This window comes from Flavobacterium bizetiae, assembly GCF_902804475.1.
GTDB classification, from domain to species: domain Bacteria; phylum Bacteroidota; class Bacteroidia; order Flavobacteriales; family Flavobacteriaceae; genus Flavobacterium; species Flavobacterium bizetiae.
In genome coordinates, this window is the sequence record NZ_CADCSU010000142.1 from 1 (window position 1) to 16,933 (window position 16,933).

At 32.6% G+C, this 16,933-nt stretch carries 18 protein-coding genes; 9 read left to right on the plus strand and 9 right to left on the minus strand.

Going from position 1 to position 16,933, the window contains the following annotated elements; genetic code table 11:
• Positions 1 to 27 precede the first annotated feature (27 nt).
• From FLACOL7796_RS19335 to FLACOL7796_RS19365, 7 genes are all read right to left on the minus strand, one after another.
• Positions 28 to 1,314 (minus strand): DUF58 domain-containing protein, encoded by a 1,287-nt coding sequence (locus FLACOL7796_RS19335; RefSeq protein WP_173972471.1) that lies wholly within the window; start codon positions 1,312 to 1,314, stop codon positions 28 to 30.
• A 77-nt stretch (positions 1,315 to 1,391) separates the two neighbouring features.
• Positions 1,392 to 2,006, minus strand: a complete 615-nt coding sequence (locus FLACOL7796_RS19340; protein WP_173972436.1) for a hypothetical protein — start codon at positions 2,004 to 2,006, stop codon at positions 1,392 to 1,394.
• 54 nt (positions 2,007 to 2,060) lie between these two features.
• On the minus strand, positions 2,061 to 3,074 hold the full coding sequence (locus FLACOL7796_RS19345) for an AAA family ATPase (protein ID WP_173972472.1): 1,014 nt from the start codon (positions 3,072 to 3,074) through the stop codon (positions 2,061 to 2,063).
• 237 nt (positions 3,075 to 3,311) lie between these two features.
• Positions 3,312 to 4,514 carry a DUF4350 domain-containing protein gene (locus FLACOL7796_RS19350; RefSeq protein WP_173972437.1) on the minus strand — a complete coding sequence of 401 codons (1,203 nt, stop codon included), beginning with the start codon at positions 4,512 to 4,514 and terminating at the stop codon, positions 3,312 to 3,314.
• Positions 4,507 to 5,280, minus strand: a complete 774-nt coding sequence (locus tag FLACOL7796_RS19355; protein ID WP_173972438.1) for a DUF4129 domain-containing protein — start codon at positions 5,278 to 5,280, stop codon at positions 4,507 to 4,509. The genes FLACOL7796_RS19350 and FLACOL7796_RS19355 overlap by 8 nt, the downstream gene beginning before the upstream one ends.
• Entirely contained in the window at positions 5,273 to 6,106 is an 834-nt protein-coding gene (locus tag FLACOL7796_RS19360; protein ID WP_232067412.1) for a hypothetical protein, read from the minus strand. Before FLACOL7796_RS19360 ends, FLACOL7796_RS19355 begins: the two co-directional genes overlap by 8 nt.
• A gap of 113 nt (positions 6,107 to 6,219) precedes the next feature.
• Positions 6,220 to 7,185, minus strand: coding sequence for a stage II sporulation protein M (locus tag FLACOL7796_RS19365; protein ID WP_173972440.1), 966 nt, complete (start codon positions 7,183 to 7,185; stop codon positions 6,220 to 6,222).
• 20 nt (positions 7,186 to 7,205) lie between these two features.
• On the opposite strand from FLACOL7796_RS19365, the gene FLACOL7796_RS19370 reads away from it, so the two are divergent.
• From FLACOL7796_RS19370 to FLACOL7796_RS19400, 7 genes are all read left to right on the plus strand, one after another.
• Entirely contained in the window at positions 7,206 to 7,949 is a 744-nt protein-coding gene (locus tag FLACOL7796_RS19370; protein WP_173972441.1) for an RDD family protein, read from the plus strand.
• A gap of 329 nt (positions 7,950 to 8,278) precedes the next feature.
• Positions 8,279 to 9,127 (plus strand): hypothetical protein, encoded by an 849-nt coding sequence (locus FLACOL7796_RS19375; protein ID WP_173972442.1) that lies wholly within the window; start codon positions 8,279 to 8,281, stop codon positions 9,125 to 9,127.
• A 7-nt stretch (positions 9,128 to 9,134) separates the two neighbouring features.
• Positions 9,135 to 9,563, plus strand: a complete 429-nt coding sequence (locus tag FLACOL7796_RS19380; protein WP_173972443.1) for a PH domain-containing protein — start codon at positions 9,135 to 9,137, stop codon at positions 9,561 to 9,563.
• A 67-nt stretch (positions 9,564 to 9,630) separates the two neighbouring features.
• Complete coding sequence (locus FLACOL7796_RS19385) at positions 9,631 to 10,233, plus strand: trimeric intracellular cation channel family protein (RefSeq protein WP_173972444.1); 603 nt, start codon at positions 9,631 to 9,633, stop codon at positions 10,231 to 10,233.
• 140 nt (positions 10,234 to 10,373) lie between these two features.
• Positions 10,374 to 11,324: a GNAT family N-acetyltransferase gene (locus FLACOL7796_RS19390; RefSeq protein ID WP_173972445.1), complete on the plus strand. Its 951-nt coding sequence runs from the start codon at positions 10,374 to 10,376 to the stop codon at positions 11,322 to 11,324.
• Positions 11,321 to 12,475, plus strand: a complete 1,155-nt coding sequence (locus FLACOL7796_RS19395; RefSeq protein ID WP_173972446.1) for a DegT/DnrJ/EryC1/StrS family aminotransferase — start codon at positions 11,321 to 11,323, stop codon at positions 12,473 to 12,475. The genes FLACOL7796_RS19390 and FLACOL7796_RS19395 overlap by 4 nt, the downstream gene beginning before the upstream one ends.
• A 1-nt stretch (position 12,476) precedes the next feature.
• On the plus strand, positions 12,477 to 13,751 hold the full coding sequence (locus FLACOL7796_RS19400) for an O-antigen translocase (RefSeq protein ID WP_232067413.1): 1,275 nt from the start codon (positions 12,477 to 12,479) through the stop codon (positions 13,749 to 13,751).
• Here FLACOL7796_RS19400 and FLACOL7796_RS19405 read toward each other — a convergent pair.
• The gene (locus tag FLACOL7796_RS19405; protein ID WP_173972447.1) at positions 13,748 to 14,632 is read right to left on the minus strand and encodes a glycosyltransferase family 2 protein; all 885 of its coding nucleotides are present in this window, start codon (positions 14,630 to 14,632) and stop codon (positions 13,748 to 13,750) included. The genes FLACOL7796_RS19400 and FLACOL7796_RS19405 overlap by 4 nt on opposite strands.
• 133 nt (positions 14,633 to 14,765) lie before the next feature.
• Here FLACOL7796_RS19405 and FLACOL7796_RS19410 point away from each other — a divergent pair, with 133 nt between their 5' ends.
• Entirely contained in the window at positions 14,766 to 15,614 is an 849-nt protein-coding gene (locus FLACOL7796_RS19410) for a glycosyltransferase family 2 protein (protein ID WP_173972448.1), read from the plus strand.
• A complete protein-coding gene (locus tag FLACOL7796_RS19415; protein ID WP_173972449.1) occupies positions 15,598 to 16,020 on the plus strand; it encodes a sugar 3,4-ketoisomerase in 423 nt (140 codons plus the stop codon). The genes FLACOL7796_RS19410 and FLACOL7796_RS19415 overlap by 17 nt, the downstream gene beginning before the upstream one ends.
• On the opposite strand, the gene FLACOL7796_RS19420 is transcribed toward FLACOL7796_RS19415, so the two are convergent.
• The gene (locus FLACOL7796_RS19420) at positions 15,998 to 16,933 is read right to left on the minus strand and encodes a glycosyltransferase family 2 protein (protein ID WP_173972450.1); all 936 of its coding nucleotides are present in this window, start codon (positions 16,931 to 16,933) and stop codon (positions 15,998 to 16,000) included. The genes FLACOL7796_RS19415 and FLACOL7796_RS19420 overlap by 23 nt on opposite strands.

Here is a 16,933-nt window from a genome sequence, read left to right on the forward strand (position 1 = left end):
GCTTATTCTTTACATCTTCTAAAACTTCTATAAAATTCCTCTCGCTTTTATTTCTAAATATTTATTGATAGCATCCAAAGTCAGATTTTCAGGTTGAGTTAAAACGGAATGTATTCCGTATTTTTTGAGTTCGTTGGCGATTAATCGTTTTTCGAACATGAATTTTTCTGCAATTACTTTGTCATAAACTTCCTGAATCGTATCGGTTTTTTTGTTGATGATCGTATTTAATTCTGTATTACTAAAAAAGACCACAACTAGTAAATGACTTTTTGCAATTCCTTTTAAATAAGGTAATTGTCGGTTTAAACCGTCCATGGTTTCGAAGTTTGTATATAAAATAATCAAACTTCTCTGATTGATGTTTTTCTTGATATCAACGTACAAACGGCTGTAATCACTTTCGAAAAAATCGGTTTTGATGTTGTATAAAGTTTCGAGAATTTTCTGCATTTGCGAAGCTCTTTTCTCGGCAAAAACTCTGTTTTCTACTTTTTTAGAAAATGCAAAAATTCCGGCTTTGTCCTGTTTTTTCAGAATGACGTTTGATAATACCAAAGTCGAATTAATGGCATAATCGAGTAAACTCAAACCATCGAAAGGCATTTGCATCACACGGCCTTTGTCGATCGCCATATAAACCGATTGTGATTTTTCGTCCTGAAACTGGTTGAGCATCAACGAGTTTTTCTTTGCCGTAGCTTTCCAGTTTAGCGTTCTAAGATCATCGCCCTGAACATATTCCTTGATTTGTTCAAATTCCATCGTGTGACCAATGCGACGGATTTTTTTGATTCCGTACTGGTATAAATTATTCGAAAAAGCCAATAAATCATATTTTCTCAGCTGAATATAAGAAGGATAGGTGGGAACCATTTTATCTTTATCGAAAGAAAATCTTCTCGAAGCCAATTTTAAAGGAGAAGAAACGTAAATATTCAGATATCCAAAATAATATTCTCCGCGTTCTGTTGGACGCAAATCGTAACCAAATTCTTTTTGTTCAGAAGCTTTTATGGTTTTTATAATTTTGAAATCACGTACCTGAAACTGAAACGGAATTTCGTCTATAACCTTAATTGAAATCTTAAATGTATAACGGTTTTTTATGCTAATGGTTATAGGATTTAAATCGCCATTCGAAAGTTTTTCCGGTGTTATTCTTTCGGCTTCTATTCCTGTTTTGGTTAAGTATAAAATTAAAATGTCAAGCCCGAAAAAAGTCACTAAAACCAAGACTACAAACCAAACCGCATTGTATAAGTTTGGAAAAATAAAAGCACAAACAAATAATCCAATAATGCCCAAAAGCATATAGAAGAAGAGGTTATTGAGGTAAAGGCTTTTTATAAATTTCAATTTTATTAAAATTAAGGTTAAAGGTCTTTTTACTATATTTTAGTAAAGCTATTATAATCAAAACCGTCTAAAGCGGCTATTTTCCAGATTCCATTTTCTTTAACTGCAGTTACTTTGTACTTAGGACTATCTTTCCATTCAGTCCAGGTCCAGTAAAATGTAGCTTTGTTACTTTGGATTTTTAAGTCGTTTACTTTTAATGTTTTCCAATACGATTCCGGATTATCCTGACAATCACACCATGGGTTGCTATCGTTACCGTATGGAGGTAATTCGCCAACAAAATATTTGATTTTATTGGTCTTAAGATTCTCGCCAATTTTCAGCCCAATTTTGTTATAATGGTCGATAAATTGTTGTGCAAAAAAGTTCGAGTTTTTAAGTTCTGATACTATTTTGTTGTGTGTTTTTGTATTTAGCGCCACATATTTATCCCCTTTTTTATTTTCGATAACATCAAAGTCGCTTTGAGTTTTTTTGGTTTCGATCCATTCATAGGTTTTCCTGATCAATGTTTCGATTTGTTGCTTGTCGCTCGCAAAATAGATTGATGTGTTGGTCGTATTCGCCTGTTTGATATTCATTGGTTTAAAACTCACCAACGTACTACCAAAAAGAAACAGAAAAAATAGTTTAGAATATTTCATTAAAAAAGGTTTGTTATTAATCATAGCACTGAAAACTGCCACTGCGACTGAAAACTATCTCGGAATCTCGACTGTTTCTATAATTTGTTTAATAATTTCAGAGCTTGTAATGCCTTCCATTTCGCGTTCAGGCGCTACAATTACACGATGTTGTAAAACCGGAATCGTAGCTTCTTTAATATCTTCAGGAGTTACAAAATCGCGTCCGCGAATGGCGGCAAAACCTTTGGCAGCGTTTAGAATCGCAATCGAAGCACGAGGCGAAGCTCCTAAATATAAAAAGGCATTTTCGCGCGTGTTTACTACAATTCTGGCAATATATTCCAATAGATTTTGTTCTACTCTTATTTGTTTTACCAAGGCCTGATATTCTTTTATCTCGGCAGCAGAAAGTATGGTTTTTATCGCTTCTAACTTTCCGTGATCCTGCAATAAATGCTCTCTTTGAATGATCAGGATTTCTTCGTCTAATTTTGGGTAATCAATTGTAATTTTGAATAGAAAACGGTCTAATTGCGCTTCCGGCAAGCGGTAGGTTCCTTCCTGCTCAATTGGGTTTTGTGTTGCAATAACCAAAAAAGGCGTTTCAAGTTGGTAAGCAGATCCGTCAATGGTAATTTGACGTTCTTCCATCACTTCAAAAAGTGCTGCCTGAGTTTTGGCTGGCGCACGGTTGATCTCATCAATTAAAATTAAATTAGAGAAAATTGGTCCTTTTTTAAATTCAAATTCCGAAGTTTTTAAATTAAAAATTGAAGTTCCTAAAATATCCGATGGCATTAAATCCGGTGTAAACTGAATTCGGCTAAAGCCAATATTCAACGTTTTTGATAATAGTTTCGCTGTAATGGTTTTAGCAACTCCCGGAACACCTTCGAGCAAAACGTGACCGTTTGATAAAATGGCAACCAAAAGCTGATCGATCATTTTGTGCTGTCCTACAATTACGGTTTCAAGTTCTTTTTTGATACTGTTTACGTGATCTAAAAGCGGTGATAGATTTATTCTGGTTTCAAAATTCACGTTTTCGTTGGTGATTTCGTTTTCTGTTGTGTTGATATCGTCCATGTTTGGTCTGTTTTCAGGGTTGTTTTTTTTCACTCCCGATAGCTATCGGGATAAAAGATTAAAAATGATTTGTATTAAAATTGATTAATTTTTTCTAATCCGTGTAATCCTTTTAATCTGTGGCAAATATTTTATTTAATTCTGCGTTAATCATGTTTTTTTTGCCACAGATTATAATGATTCTCACAGATTTAAATATCATTTTAATCTTTTAATCTGTGGCAAATATTTTTTTATCTAATGTATAATCTTTTCTATTGCATTATTAATTCGGATTAAATCTTCTTCAAGACTTCCGTGATAGCTATTTCGATGTTCGTTAATCAAAAATACAAGTTCCTGAATATCTGTTTCACTTTTTCCTGTTTTATGATGCATTTTTTGAATAAAAGTATCATCCAGTTTTGTGGTATCAATCAAATATTCAGTTCGTGTTTTTTCTAAAAAGTAAATAATTTTTTTATCAATAATATTGCGATGATCGCCTTCCTGAAAATATAAATTCCCTATTGTTTTGGTAAAATCTACTGTCGAATTGGGCAAAGGTTTCAATATAGGAACAACGCGTTGTTTACGCTTCGCATTAAAAATAATAAAAATCAACATTCCGAATATAAAGAAATACCACGCCCATTTTAATCCGGGCTGAGCCAGGATATAACGCAATGGCGACTGAGAAATAGTTTCATTATTCTGACCTTTGGTATACCAAAAAATATCACCTTTTGGTAAATAAGATAAAACGCTTTCGGCATATTGATAATGATCTGCTTTTAGCAAATTAAGGTTGGTAAATACAACGGGCTGCGTATGCAAATAAAAATAGCCTTGTCTGTAAGGAACTTTTATGAAATTAATGTCTTTTACGTTACTTGGTTTTGCGCCCTGATATCCTAAAACGGTAGTGTTTAAGGTATCAATTTTAGAAAAATAATAGTCTAATTGATGGGCAAAGGTGTATTTTTTATTCTTTTTGTTCGCCAGCCATAGCTGCGTTTTATTTGCATTGAGATAATCTGAATTAACTTCTACTTTCAGGGAATCTAGCAAATATTGCGGGAAAGTTTTCATGCTTAAAAAAGCATTGTTTCCGTGCGATACAAAATAAAAAATTTCTTTAATCGATTGTTCGTCAATTGTATTGTTTTCGGATATGTTTATAAAGGTTCCCTTTATTTTATAATTTTCTACAAGCGTATCTTCATTATACTTTGAATCTAAAAATTCGTACGGCGTTACATCCGGGATTCGTTCGACTTTATGATTTTTAAAAAAGCCATTAATTTCCTTGTCAAAAACATATAATCCGTAAGGAATTTTGTCATTGACAGCATACGTTGGTCTCCAATCGATAGGCTTTGGCTGATCGCGATCTATTACTAAAATCAGGGTTAAAATAAAAACCAGAACAGCAATGTAAATTTTGATGCTTTTATCCATTACTAAAGGTTTTTATGGCATTTTTAAATCGGTTTTCGGCTTTTATAAAGGAGGTTTCATCAATTGCAAATTCGCCGTACCAGATATAATTATACAAATAAGACAAATAGGTAAAATCTTCTTTATGTTCAGGTTTTTTTAGTTCGTATAAATAATCCGAATTGGTTTTTTCGATATCCCATTCGATATAATGATTTTGCGCCATTACTTTTAGTAACCATAAATAATAGTAACGAATTGCGATTCTTTTTTCTCCCGTCTGAAGACTTTCGCCAATTAATTTTTCGAAATCCAAAAGATGAATGTTCTTTTCTATATCAGAATAATAAACATTTCTTTTATTCGAATTTTTACCAAAAATCCATTGTCCTTCTTTATTGATTAATGCTTTTGCGATTAAGTAGATTACAAAAACAATAATTAAAACGGCTATCGTTCTTAAAAATATAGTGACAAAATTTACAGATGCCTGAGCGTTTTGTTCCTTAAAAATACTGCGGTAAATGCCGGCAAGCCATTCGATAAAGCGTTGCCATAAACCTTTTTCGGGCACTTTTTCTTCGTATACAAAATCAGGATCAGTATATTTTTTCTTAAAGTTTTTAGAGAAGGTTTTGGCTTCGACAGTACTTGAATCAACTTGAATATCTTTCTCGGTATATTTTAAAGAATTTATTTTTGGAGGTTCGGCTGTAGCAAAAGAATCCTGGGCATGCGAAATACCGGAAAAAAAGAGAAAAGATAAAATGAGGAGGATTTTATTCATTATTATTTCCAATTGAATCAATTTCAGTCGCCAGAATTTTATCTTCAGCTCCTAAACTATAATAGATAATTCCCTGATTGATTACCAAAATGTTATTAAAAATATTGCTCAATGTCAGAATCAGCACAAATGCAATACTTATCAGGATTAACAATATTGGCGAAGGAGTAAAAGGTGTTTTATCAATGTCAGGATTTGCGATTGCAAAGAAGATAAGGGCAAATATACCTACAAAGTAAAAGAACATCGTAATAGAGGCCTGCACCATCTGAAGCATGATCATGACAATAAAACTGGCGCCTATAGTAGACCAGAAATCTTCTTTAGTTAAAAGATAGGCGTGGTTTAACGATTCGAAAAAACCTTTGTCTTCTGATAAATAGGTATAAAAACTCAAATTGATCCAGGTAAATAAAGTTGGTATTGCTACAATCAATAAAGGAATGCCAACTAAGACAAAGCAAAGAAGGAACAATGCAATTATAACGATGCATAAAACAGGAAAGATGATGAATACGACTCCAATGCCGAACTTAAATATTTTCCAAAGACTTTTTCTAAAAGCGGTTAAGATCTCTTGTGTGGTAAAATTATTGGTGCCTTTCTCAGCTATTAATTTTAAATATAAAATAGGATAGGAGGAATTAAAAAGAGACAGAAGTACGATTACAATTAAAAATAGTATTGCAAAACCACTAATAAGAGGATAGCTGTCAAAATAATTTAAAAAATCATCGGGTGTCGTTTTTTCGAAACTATCACTGGTCAGCGACGTAAAATTTATTTGTAAAAATAAATACATTAATGCACCGGCAATTACTAGCATACCAGCATTTATGGCGAAGAAAATCTTGAAAAAGTGTTTTCCGAAATGTTTGAAAAAAGTAAAGGAATCTATTATATAGTCGCCGAGTTGACGTTTTTTGTAAAGTTCGAACATTATAATGAAGTTATTTTTTTGTGAACAATGAATGGATAAACCAAATAATAAAATGAAATGATGCCTAGTGTAAATAAGATGATAAAACTGCTTAACCAATTGGGCATATCGATAGAATATCGTGTTATAAAACCTTCTAAGAATCCTGCGCTTATGGTAAAAGGAAAGGTACTCAGGAATATTTTGAAACTGTTTTTGAAACCTATTTTAAGCGAATTTAATCTCGAATAAGTTTTAGGAAACAGGATCGAAGCTCCTAAAATAAATCCGGCTGCGCTTTCGATTACAATGGCAAAAATCTCCATAGAACCGTGAATCCAGATACCGCGAACACTTTTCCAGAAAACGCCCTGATCATAAAAAAAGTACTGAAAAGCCCCTAACATCAAGGAGTTCTGAAGGAAAATGTAAAAAGTTCCCAATCCGCCAAATATGCCGTAAATATAACATCTTGCGCCTACGTAAAGGTTGTTCATGGTGATACCAATAAAACTTCCCCAGTTGCTTCCGGTGCCGTAAACCGCCATAGGGTTTCCTTTCTTGATATTGTCTAAAGTCATATTGACATAATGATCGCCTAAAATTAAGCGAACAAAATTCTGATCGTATCTTGCTGAAACAACACCCATTGCCAGCGTGGCAAAAAATAAGATAAAGGCATACAAAAGATAGCGTCTGTATTCGTAAAGTAGCAAAGGAACTTCGGTTTTGAAGAATTCCAGGAATCTGTTTTTTTCGGTTCTTTTGGTTTTGTAAATTTTTTGATAAATCTGCGAAGCGAGGTGATTGAGATACACAACGGTCTTACTTTTTGGGTAATACGTTTGCGCGTAGGACAAATCATTCATCATTTGAATGTACAAATTAGCTAACTCATCAGGATTTTTTTTAGCTTTACCAAAAATAGCGAGTTCAAACTCCAGCCATTTTTCTTTATTTTGTTTTATGAAGGCGACTTCTCTCATTGTAGGCTAAAATATAAAATATGTCAGAATTATCTATTAATACTACGCAAAATGTTAAAATAAATTTTATTGCCGCTTCACCAGGCGAGCGAATAGGATCTTATTTCATCGATTTGGCTATTAAACTGGCCTATATAACCGTGATTTCGCTTGTGTTTTTTTATTGGTTAAATTTCGGTAAATTATTTGACAGATTAGATAACTGGTCCAAAATTTCGATTGTTTTAATTCTTTATTTTCCGTTTTTCATTTATTCGTTAACCTTAGAAAGTATTTTTGAAGGTCAGACTATTGGAAAAAAACTGGTAAAAATAAAAGTGGTAAAAATAGATGGTTATCAGGCCGGATTTGGAGATTATTTAATGCGCTGGTTTTTTAGATTAATAGATATTACACTTTTGTATGGTATAGTGGCTATAGTAAGTGTCGTGTCGAGTAAAAAAGCGCAACGATTAGGCGATATGGTGGCGGGAACTGCTGTTATTACGCTAAAAAATAAAATCGATATTAGTCATACAATTCTCGAAGAAATAGGCGAGGCTTATGTTCCTACTTATCCTCTGGTTATTAAATTGTCTGATAATGATATGCGTATTATTAAAGAAACTTTTAAGAACGCTGAAGCCCGAAATGATCATGAAGTGATTTACAAATTAGTCGCTAAGATTGAAAGCGTAACGGGAATTAAAAATCAAACCGGTAATAGCAGCGATTTTTTGAGGGTGATTTTAAAAGACTACAATTTCTATACTCAAAATATGTAATGGTGTTTTGAAATAAAAATTATTTTGCTGATGATTTATTGCTAATGAAAACGAATCCCTAGCCCCGATTGTACTGGAAATCCTTTTGTTTTTTCTTTAAAAAACAAAAGATTACTTCACTTAGTTTTTATTTTATTTTGTAGTTCAGTGAACTTCGTTTGAAAGGAAAAGCGGGAAATTGCTCCTAAAAAAAATGGTAGTATTAAGGAGATTAAACAAGACGATTTCGTAACTTTATATATGCTTAAAATTTGTGAATTGAAGTAGCATATTTTTTGTAAAAGGCGAACCCGAAAAGCCGAAGAGTAGGGAAATTTAATCTAAATACCATGAACTTTAAAAAAGTTGTTAGCTTAATAATGATGTTGTTTGTTTCTGTTTTTGCATTTGCTCAGGGCGGAAAAAAACTAGATAAAATAATAAAAAGAGATTATCAGATTATTGAATGTACGATTGCAAAGATGTCTGATAAAACGGTTGAATATTCTTTGCCGGGAGAAACACTTCAAATCTCGCTTGATGTTTCTCAAATTGCGAGAATTGATTTTGCCAGCGGCCGTTCTCAAACCTTTGATGTCTCTGAAAATAATACTCCTTCTAATACTAATTCTGTTCAGGTTACTTCCTCAGAAATGAAGCCCAATACGATTGCTGTACTGCCTGTTCCGTATGTGAATTCAGGTACTATGGAAGAGTCTGAAGAAATGGCCAAATTTGCTCAAAATGATCTTTATAATAAATTGTTAGACAAATCGGCGAATCTTTTTCCTTTAACGGTTCAGGATTTAAGGGTTACGAATAGTTTGCTGCATAAAGCGGGAATTGACTATAAAAATATTGATGAAACTCCAATCGAGGATCTTCAAAAAATTCTGGGAGTCGATAATATTATTGCTGCAAAAGTTTCGTTTACCATTACCGAAGGTTCAACGTCTTCGACTTATAACAGCGGAAATGCCAAAGTGAGCGACAATAATAAAAAGGTAAAAACAAACGATGTGTCCACTACAAATTCAAGTAATCTAACGTATTACAATTACATGGTTTATTTTGATATGTACAAAAACGGCACAAAAATTTACTCACAAAGCCGTAAACCGTTCCTGAATATCAAAGACAGCTGGATGGATTCGATTACTTATTTGCTGAAAAGAAGCCCAATTTACGTAAAGAAATAAGCGGTAAATGGAAAAATTTAAATCTAAGATCGACGTCTGGTTTATTGTGCTTTTAGTTTTGCTTTTTGGATTAATCCTTACAAGGCTTTTCTATGATGAAAAGTGGATTGGTTTTGCCTTTATATTATTTGTAGTGGCTTTTATTGCTTATATGTTTTCGACTACTTTTTATATTATCGAGAATAAAAAGGTATTTATAAAATGCGGGATATTCTATAATTTATCAATTGACATTGCGAGTATTAAGCGAATTTCTGATAGTTATAATATCATAAGTTCTCCTGCGCTTTCTTTTAGCAGAATTGAAATTTTGTATAATAAATTTGATACGGTTTTGATTTCGCCAAAAGATAAACTAAGGTTTATTGAAGCTATCGAAAAGATTAATCCTCAGACAGAAATAAAAATTAAAGAAAAAAGTTACAAAATAAATTAAAATAATTGACTTTTTTGAGTCTTTGTGCGTTCGCACCTTTGTACCTTTGCACCTTAAAAAAAATAAAATGTTTCATTTATTAGACCTTATTGGTACAATGGCTTTTGCAATGTCCGGCGCTTTAACGGCAATGCATAAAAAACTAGATCCGTTTGGTGTTTTTATCATTGCTTTTGTAACGGCAGTGGGAGGCGGAACGCTTCGTGATGTTTTAATAGGCAGAACGCCAGTAGGATGGATGCAGGATTTAAAATATGTTTATGTTATTATTTTAGGTTTTGGATTGGCAATTCTTTTTAGAAAAAAGTTTGATAAACTACGAACTTCCTTGTTTTTGTTTGATACCATTGGGTTGGGTGTTTTTACTTTAATTGGTCTCGAAAGAGGGATTATGACAGGTTTGCATCCCGTAATTTGTATTGCATTGGGCACCATGACAGCTTGTTTTGGCGGTGTAACCCGTGATATTTTGTGTACAGAAATTCCAACAATCTTTAGAAGAGAGATTTATGCTACGATTTGTATTTTTGGCGGAATTGTATTTTTTGCACTAAAAAAACTCAACCTCGAAGATGATATTTTGTATCTCGTAACTTCTGTTGTTATAATTACTGCGCGATTATTGGCAGTAAAATTCAAATGGTATTTACCGGCGTTTGACCATAAATAAGGTTTATTTGCTATCAATTTTACTAATTTTCACGAATCATGTCGACTGCAAAAAATGTGTGCATATTTGTTTTGTATTTTATGCAGAGAAAAATTAGTGTAAATTCGTGCGATTCGTGACAAAAAAAGCAACAATAATAAATGACAAAATACACCGTAAAAAAATACGATCAGAACGATTATACTATTTGGAATGAGTTTCTGGCTCAGGCCAAAAACGCTACATTTTTGTTTCATCGTGATTTTATGGAATATCATAAAAATCGTTTTGAAGATTTTTCGCTTTTGGTTTATCACGACGAAAAACTGGTAAGTATTTTGCCAGCCAATAAAGTTGGGAATTCTGTTTATTCGCATCAGGGACTTACTTATGGCGGATTGGTATATTCTAATAAAGTAAATGGCGAAAAAGTAGAAGCGATTTTAGATGCCGTTTTGTTTTTTTTGAAACAGAATTTGTTTGAAACCTTTTACTACAAACCTATTCCTAATTTTTATTTTCCTGAAGGAAACAACGAAACCGACTTTTTTTTGTTTAAAAGAGGAGCCGTTTTAGATCGAAAAGAAATGAATCTGGCGGTTAATCTTGAATTGCCTTTGCAAATTTCTAAAAGTAAATTAAAACATTTTAGACGCATTGAAGATTTGGATTTGGATATTTTCGAAGAGGAAGATTTTGCACCTTTTTGGGATGAAATTTTAGCACCAAGATTACTGGAGAAATTCAATGTAAAACCTGTTCATACAAAAGAAGAAATTGCACTTTTAAAGCAAAAATTCCCCGAAAATATAAGGCAATATTCGGTTTATCAAAATGATGAAATTATTGCCGGAATTACCATTTTTGAAACCGAAAATGTGGTAAAATCTCAATATGGAGCTACGTCAAAAAAAGGAGAGGAGTTTCGAGCGCTTGATTTTTTATTCATTAATTTGATCGAAAAGTACAAAAGAAAAGGCAAACGCTTTTTTGATATGGGAATCGTAAATGAAGAAAACGAAAGCGGTTATCATGCAGGACTTTTAAAACAAAAAGAAGAATTAGGATGTACGGTTTATAATCAGGATTTTTATAAAATTGATATAAAATGATACCATTTCTGGACCTAAAAAAAATAAACGAACCTTATGAAACTGTATTTCAGGAAAAACTGAAATTGGTTTTAGACAATGGTTGGTATATTTTAGGGAAAGAAGTCGAAACATTCGAAAAGGCTTTTGCCGAATATTGCCAAACTCAATACTGTATTGGAGTCGGGAATGGTTTTGATGCTTTGGTTTTGATTTTTAAAGGATATATTCAGCTTGGGAAGTTGCAAAAAGGAGATGAAGTTATCGTTCCTGCAAATACTTATATTGCTAGCATTCTGGCGATTTTACAGGCAGATTTAGTTCCGGTTTTGGTTGAACCAAAGTTGGAAACCTACAATATAAACCCGGATTTGATTCGGGAGAAAATCACTTTGAAAACAAAAGCGGTTTTAGCCGTTCATTTGTACGGTCAATTGGCTGAAATGGACAAGATCACCGAAATAGCAATCGAAAATGATTTAATAATTGTTGAAGATGCTGCGCAGTCGCATGGAGCTAAGACAAATTCCAATAATCTTAAATTCCAAATTCCAAATTTTGATGATAGCAAAAATGACAATCTAAAATCTAAAATCAACAATCTAAAATCAGCAATCGCTTACAGTTTTTATCCCGGTAAAAATTTAGGTTGTCTGGGCGATGGCGGTGCAATAACAACAAACGATTCTGAATTGGCAAAAGTGCTTTTCTCGCTTCGGAATTACGGTTCTGAGAAAAAGTATTTCAACGAATATATTGGTGTAAATTCAAGATTAGATGAACTTCAGGCGGCGTTTCTAAATGCGAAATTGCCAAATTTAGATGCAGATAATGAAAAGAGAAGGATTGTTGCAAAACGATATTTATCAGAAATTAAGAGCGATAAAATAATACTGCCGTTTTGGGATTTTTCTACTAATCATGTTTTTCATTTGTTTGTAATCAGAACCTCAAAAAGAGACCATTTGCAAGCGTATTTAGCTCAAAATAATATTCAGACCGTTATTCATTATCCTGTTCCTCCACACAAACAAAAAGCATTTTTAGAGTGGAATGCTTTGTTTTATCCTATAACGGAGAAAATTCATGATGAGATTTTGAGTTTACCAATGAGTCCTGTTTTAACAGAGGACGAGATTAGCTTTATTGTTGATGTTTTAAATCAATATTAGTTTGAACGCGCTGAGAAAAATAACTCAAACGACTTTGTTTAAAATTACTTCTTTAAACAGTTTTAGCATTGCCATTAAAATCGGAATTGGGTTAATAACGTCAAAAGTATTGGCCATTTTTGTTGGTCCTGCCGGAATGGCTTTGGTGGGGAATTTGCGTAATTTTTTAACCTCTTTAGAAAGTATTTCGACCCTTGGCTTTCAGAGTGGTATTATAAAATATGTGGCAGAAAATCATAAAAACAAAGCAGTGCTTCAAAAAATAATGGCTACGGTTTTTATTAGTTTGGTTTTTGTTGCCTTTGTTTTAAGTGGTGTTTTATATTTTTTTGCTTCTTTCTGGAACAATACAATTTTAAGCTCAGCTTTTGATTATACTCTTGTTTTCAAAATCCTTGCTTTGGCTTTGCCCTGGTATGCCGTATCTGTTTTTTTATTGGCGGTTCTTAATGGCTTAAGTCAGTTCAAAAGAGTGATTTGGGTTAATATTATTGGAAATACTTTAGGATTATTGTTTTCTCTTTTAATGATTTTACAGTTTCAAACGTTGGGAGCTTTATTGGCAATTGTTATTACGCCGGCTTTATTGTTTTTTGTTACTTTTTATTTTGTACAAAAAGAAATCAATTTTTTGCAGACCATTCGTTTGCATTTATACGATTTTAAAATTATAAAAGATTTATTGCCTTTTTCTTTAATGGCATTGGTTTCATCCGTTTTAGGACCAATAGTTTATTTGGCCATTAGAAATAGTGTTATTGCAACTTTAGGTATCGAACAAGCTGGTTTTTGGGAAAGTATGACGCGTATTTCAACGTATTATATGCTTTTTGTAAGTACAATTCTAACCGTTTATTTTTTGCCTAAGCTTTCAATGGCGCAAGGAAATCAGGAAACAAAAAGTATCTTTTGGCAGTATTACAAATCTATTTTACCCGTTTTTATGATGGGTTTAGTAGTCGTTTATTTTGCTCGTTTTTTTATTGTTCAGGTATTGTTTACCAAAGAATTTTTGCCTGTTGCTTCACTTTTCTTTTGGCAACTTATAGGTGATGTTTTCAAAGTGGCTTTTCTTATTTTAGGATATCAGTTTTTTGCTAAGAAACTGACTAAAGCTTTTATTATTGCCGAAGTAGCTTCTCTTGCTCTTTTGTATTTTTCGAATTTGGTTTTCATGCAGTATTTCGGGATACAAGGTGTTGTAATGGCGCAGGCTTTTGATAATTTTATTTATCTGATGGTTTTGTGTGTGTATTTTAGAAAAAGTTTGTTTTAAAATCTTAACTTCAATTCCAACGGAATATATTTGATAAACAAACCAAAATTGTACGTTTTTTGTGCTTTCACCATTTCCTGATGAACACGTTTTAATACGGCTTTGTTCTCGGCTTTTGTTTTATTTAAGGCAATCGCTTTTTTTATAATAAGGTAAGTCGAATGGTTTATTTTTCTGGTTCGGGAACTCAATTTTCTGTAAAACTGATTTCCTAATGAGTTTTCCAATTCTCTTTTCTGAATTAAAACCGAATCAATAAATTCAAAATTATAGTTTCTGGCAACTCTGATCCAAAGGTCTAAATCTTCGTAAGCCAGATTTTCGTCATAGCCGTTTAGTTCGTCTAAAACTTCTCTTTTTACCATCGAAGAAACAGAACAAATCATACAGCTTTGGCCTAATATAGATGAATAAATATCTCCCGTTGCAGGTTTTTTCAGTACTTTGTTTTCTGTATTAACATCGTAATAATAACGAAGATGCGCATTATTCTCTGAGATAATTTCGGCATTTCCGTAAACAATGGCCAGGTTTTTTATTTCAGAATTTAAAAAAGTGGCAATTTGTTGTTCTACACAATTTGGTAATAAAACATCATCGGCAGCCAAATCAATTACATAATCTCCTTTTGCAAATTTTAGTGCTTTATTAAATGTTTTGGTGTTTCCTAAGTTGATTTCGTTGGAAATGAATTTTATTTCAGGATAATTTTCCAGCCACTTTGTAATCGCTTTTTTCGAAGCATCGTTACTACAATCATCAGCTATAATAAGTTCAATATTTTTATAACTCTGGTTTAAAACGGAATGTAGAGACTCGACCACGAACTGTTCATGATTGTAGCACAAACAAATAATAGAAACTAATGGAAGGTTTTGCATAAATAGAACAGCGTTTGAAACGATCAAAAATAAGAAATATAATAGCGGTTTTTGGGAAGTAATTTACAATTAAATTAAAAAGCAGATTTTTGCAGTATTCTTTTCGTTTACTATTTTTTACATTTGTTTTTATATGAAAGACAAAACAGAACGTTTTTTTCAGGAAACTGATATTGAAATTTTGATCGCTACAATGCATCGGGATTCATTAGACTTTCTGTTGCCTATGTTTCCGTTTTTGCATTTTTCTAATTTCCGAATTTTAATCGTCAATCAAACTGAGAAAGGAATAATTTTAAAATCAGAATATTCGAATATCAGAGTGATAAATTCTTTCGAAAAAGGTTTATCCAAAAGCCGAAATCTGGCATTAGAAAATGCTCTCGGAAAAATTCTTGTCCTTGCAGATGATGATGTAGTATATCAGGAAGGATTTGACTCGACAATAATCAAAGCTTACAATCAATTTCCGAATGCCGCGGCAATTCGATTTTGTGCTGTCAAAGCAAATGGCGATTTAATAAAAAAGTATCCTCAAAGTTCTAAAACGAATTTGAACGTTTTTGATATTTTGAATACCAGCTCTATAGAAATGACTTTCAATACTGCTATTCTTGATCAATTTAAAATTCGTTTTGATGAAAATTTTGGATTGGGAGAAATATTCGAAATGGGAGAAGAAGCCATTTTTCTATTTGATTTAAAGAACAAAAGACAGCAATTGGTTTTTGATTCACAAGTAATTGTAAAACATCAGGAACTCACTTCATCAGACAAAAAAAGCATCAGAGAAAAGTACTTTATTCAAGGCGCATTGTTTACCAGAATTTTTAAAAGCAATTATATTTATTGGATATTTGTGAAGCTTTTTTTCGATTTAAAACAAAATAAGTTACAATTTAGAGAACTCAAAAAAGCTCTGAAAAGCGCCAAAGAAGGTCACGAAAAATTTGAAACAATATCGTATGAAATTAAAGAATAACGGAATACAGATTTTACCGATTCCTAAAATAGAAGATCCCAGAGGAAATCTTTCGGTCATAGAAAATGATATTGTTCCGTTTGATATAAAACGCGTTTATTATTTGTACGATGTTCCAAGTGGTTCCGAACGCGGCGGACATGCGCATAAAGAACTTCAGGAGTTTTTGGTTGCTTTAAGCGGTAGTTTTGATGTTGTTCTGAACGATGGAGAAGACGAACGAATTGTGACTTTAAACAAACCTTACGAAGGTTTATTAATTAATCCCGGAATCTGGCGCGAACTTCAAAATTTTTCTTCGGGTTCTGTTTGTTTGGTGGTTGCTTCAGACGTTTATATCGAAGAAGATTATATTAGAAACTTTGATGAATTTTTAAAATATTCTAATTATAAACAGAAAAATTAATTCCACATTTTTTTAAAAAGCTATTCGATTTAAAAAGAAAATGCAAACAAAAAGGAGGAAGTTTCAATAAAAACCGAATTTTTGAACTGATGTTTTTCTTATCGACATTTTTTAGATAGAAGTCGCTTTTTTCTTTATATCCAGCTACATAATATTTAAAACCATATTCGATTCGATACAAATCCAGAAATTTTTTAAGAGAAGGGTTTTCTTGTTCCGAGGTTTTAAATTGGTCAAAATTCATTAACTGCATCGAACCTATATTCTTTTTGGCGAGACTATCATGAATGGCATTGTTATAAATAGCGGTAATCGTATTGTTTACAGCCACCGGATATTGTATTCCAATTTTGGTCCATAATTCTAAGTCTTGTCCATTTGTTACGCCAGGCGTAAAACTTCCAGCGTTTTCAAGAATTTCTTTAGGTATTGCCAGAGATGAAGTCCAGGTAATTCTAAAAGGAATATTTGATGCAAAATAATCTTTTACAATTCCTCTAAAAGATTGGTTTATTGCGTTGTAATATGGCGTTTGAAAGTGGTTTTTGGCTGTTTTAATTTTATAACGCGAACAATAAATTCCGCAATCGGGAAAGTCAGAATATAAATGAGCCAATTCCCGCAAGTGATTCGGAAACCAATAATCATCAGCGTCCAGAAAAGCAATCACCTTTCCTGTAGATTTTTCAATTCCAAGATTTCGTGCTACAGAAACGCCTTGGTTTTTTTGATGGAAGATTTGAATTCTTTTGTCATTAAATTGGCGTACAACAGCTTCACTTTCATCAGTAGATCCGTCGTTAATAACAATGATTTCATAATCTGTAAAAGTTTGATCAAGAACACTTTTTAAGGTGCTTTCGATATAATTGGCCTTATTGTATAGCGGAATAACAACAGAAAAAAACACCAT

Bases quoted from the DNA above. Each gene is read 5' to 3' on its own strand.
- FLACOL7796_RS19375 (WP_173972442.1), top strand. From the start codon at position 8,279: ATGAACTTTAAAAAAGTTGTTAGCTTAATAATGATGTTGTTTGTTTCT.
- FLACOL7796_RS19340 (WP_173972436.1), bottom strand. From the start codon at position 2,006: ATGAAATATTCTAAACTATTTTTTCTGTTTCTTTTTGGTAGTACGTTG.
- FLACOL7796_RS19350 (WP_173972437.1), bottom strand. From the start codon at position 4,514: ATGGATAAAAGCATCAAAATTTACATTGCTGTTCTGGTTTTTATTTTA.
- FLACOL7796_RS19415 (WP_173972449.1), top strand. From the start codon at position 15,598: ATGAAATTAAAGAATAACGGAATACAGATTTTACCGATTCCTAAAATA.
- FLACOL7796_RS19345 (WP_173972472.1), bottom strand. From the start codon at position 3,074: ATGGACGATATCAACACAACAGAAAACGAAATCACCAACGAAAACGTG.
- FLACOL7796_RS19355 (WP_173972438.1), bottom strand. From the start codon at position 5,280: ATGAATAAAATCCTCCTCATTTTATCTTTTCTCTTTTTTTCCGGTATT.
- FLACOL7796_RS19380 (WP_173972443.1), top strand. From the start codon at position 9,135: ATGGAAAAATTTAAATCTAAGATCGACGTCTGGTTTATTGTGCTTTTA.
- FLACOL7796_RS19420 (WP_173972450.1), bottom strand. From the start codon at position 16,933: ATGGTGTTTTTTTCTGTTGTTATTCCGCTATACAATAAGGCCAATTAT.
- FLACOL7796_RS19395 (WP_173972446.1), top strand. From the start codon at position 11,321: ATGATACCATTTCTGGACCTAAAAAAAATAAACGAACCTTATGAAACT.
- FLACOL7796_RS19405 (WP_173972447.1), bottom strand. From the start codon at position 14,632: ATGCAAAACCTTCCATTAGTTTCTATTATTTGTTTGTGCTACAATCAT.
- FLACOL7796_RS19365 (WP_173972440.1), bottom strand. From the start codon at position 7,185: ATGAGAGAAGTCGCCTTCATAAAACAAAATAAAGAAAAATGGCTGGAG.
- FLACOL7796_RS19410 (WP_173972448.1), top strand. From the start codon at position 14,766: ATGAAAGACAAAACAGAACGTTTTTTTCAGGAAACTGATATTGAAATT.
- FLACOL7796_RS19335 (WP_173972471.1), bottom strand. From the start codon at position 1,314: ATGCTTTTGGGCATTATTGGATTATTTGTTTGTGCTTTTATTTTTCCA.
- FLACOL7796_RS19370 (WP_173972441.1), top strand. From the start codon at position 7,206: ATGTCAGAATTATCTATTAATACTACGCAAAATGTTAAAATAAATTTT.
- FLACOL7796_RS19360 (WP_232067412.1), bottom strand. From the start codon at position 6,106: ATGCTAGTAATTGCCGGTGCATTAATGTATTTATTTTTACAAATAAAT.
- FLACOL7796_RS19385 (WP_173972444.1), top strand. From the start codon at position 9,631: ATGTTTCATTTATTAGACCTTATTGGTACAATGGCTTTTGCAATGTCC.
- FLACOL7796_RS19390 (WP_173972445.1), top strand. From the start codon at position 10,374: ATGACAAAATACACCGTAAAAAAATACGATCAGAACGATTATACTATT.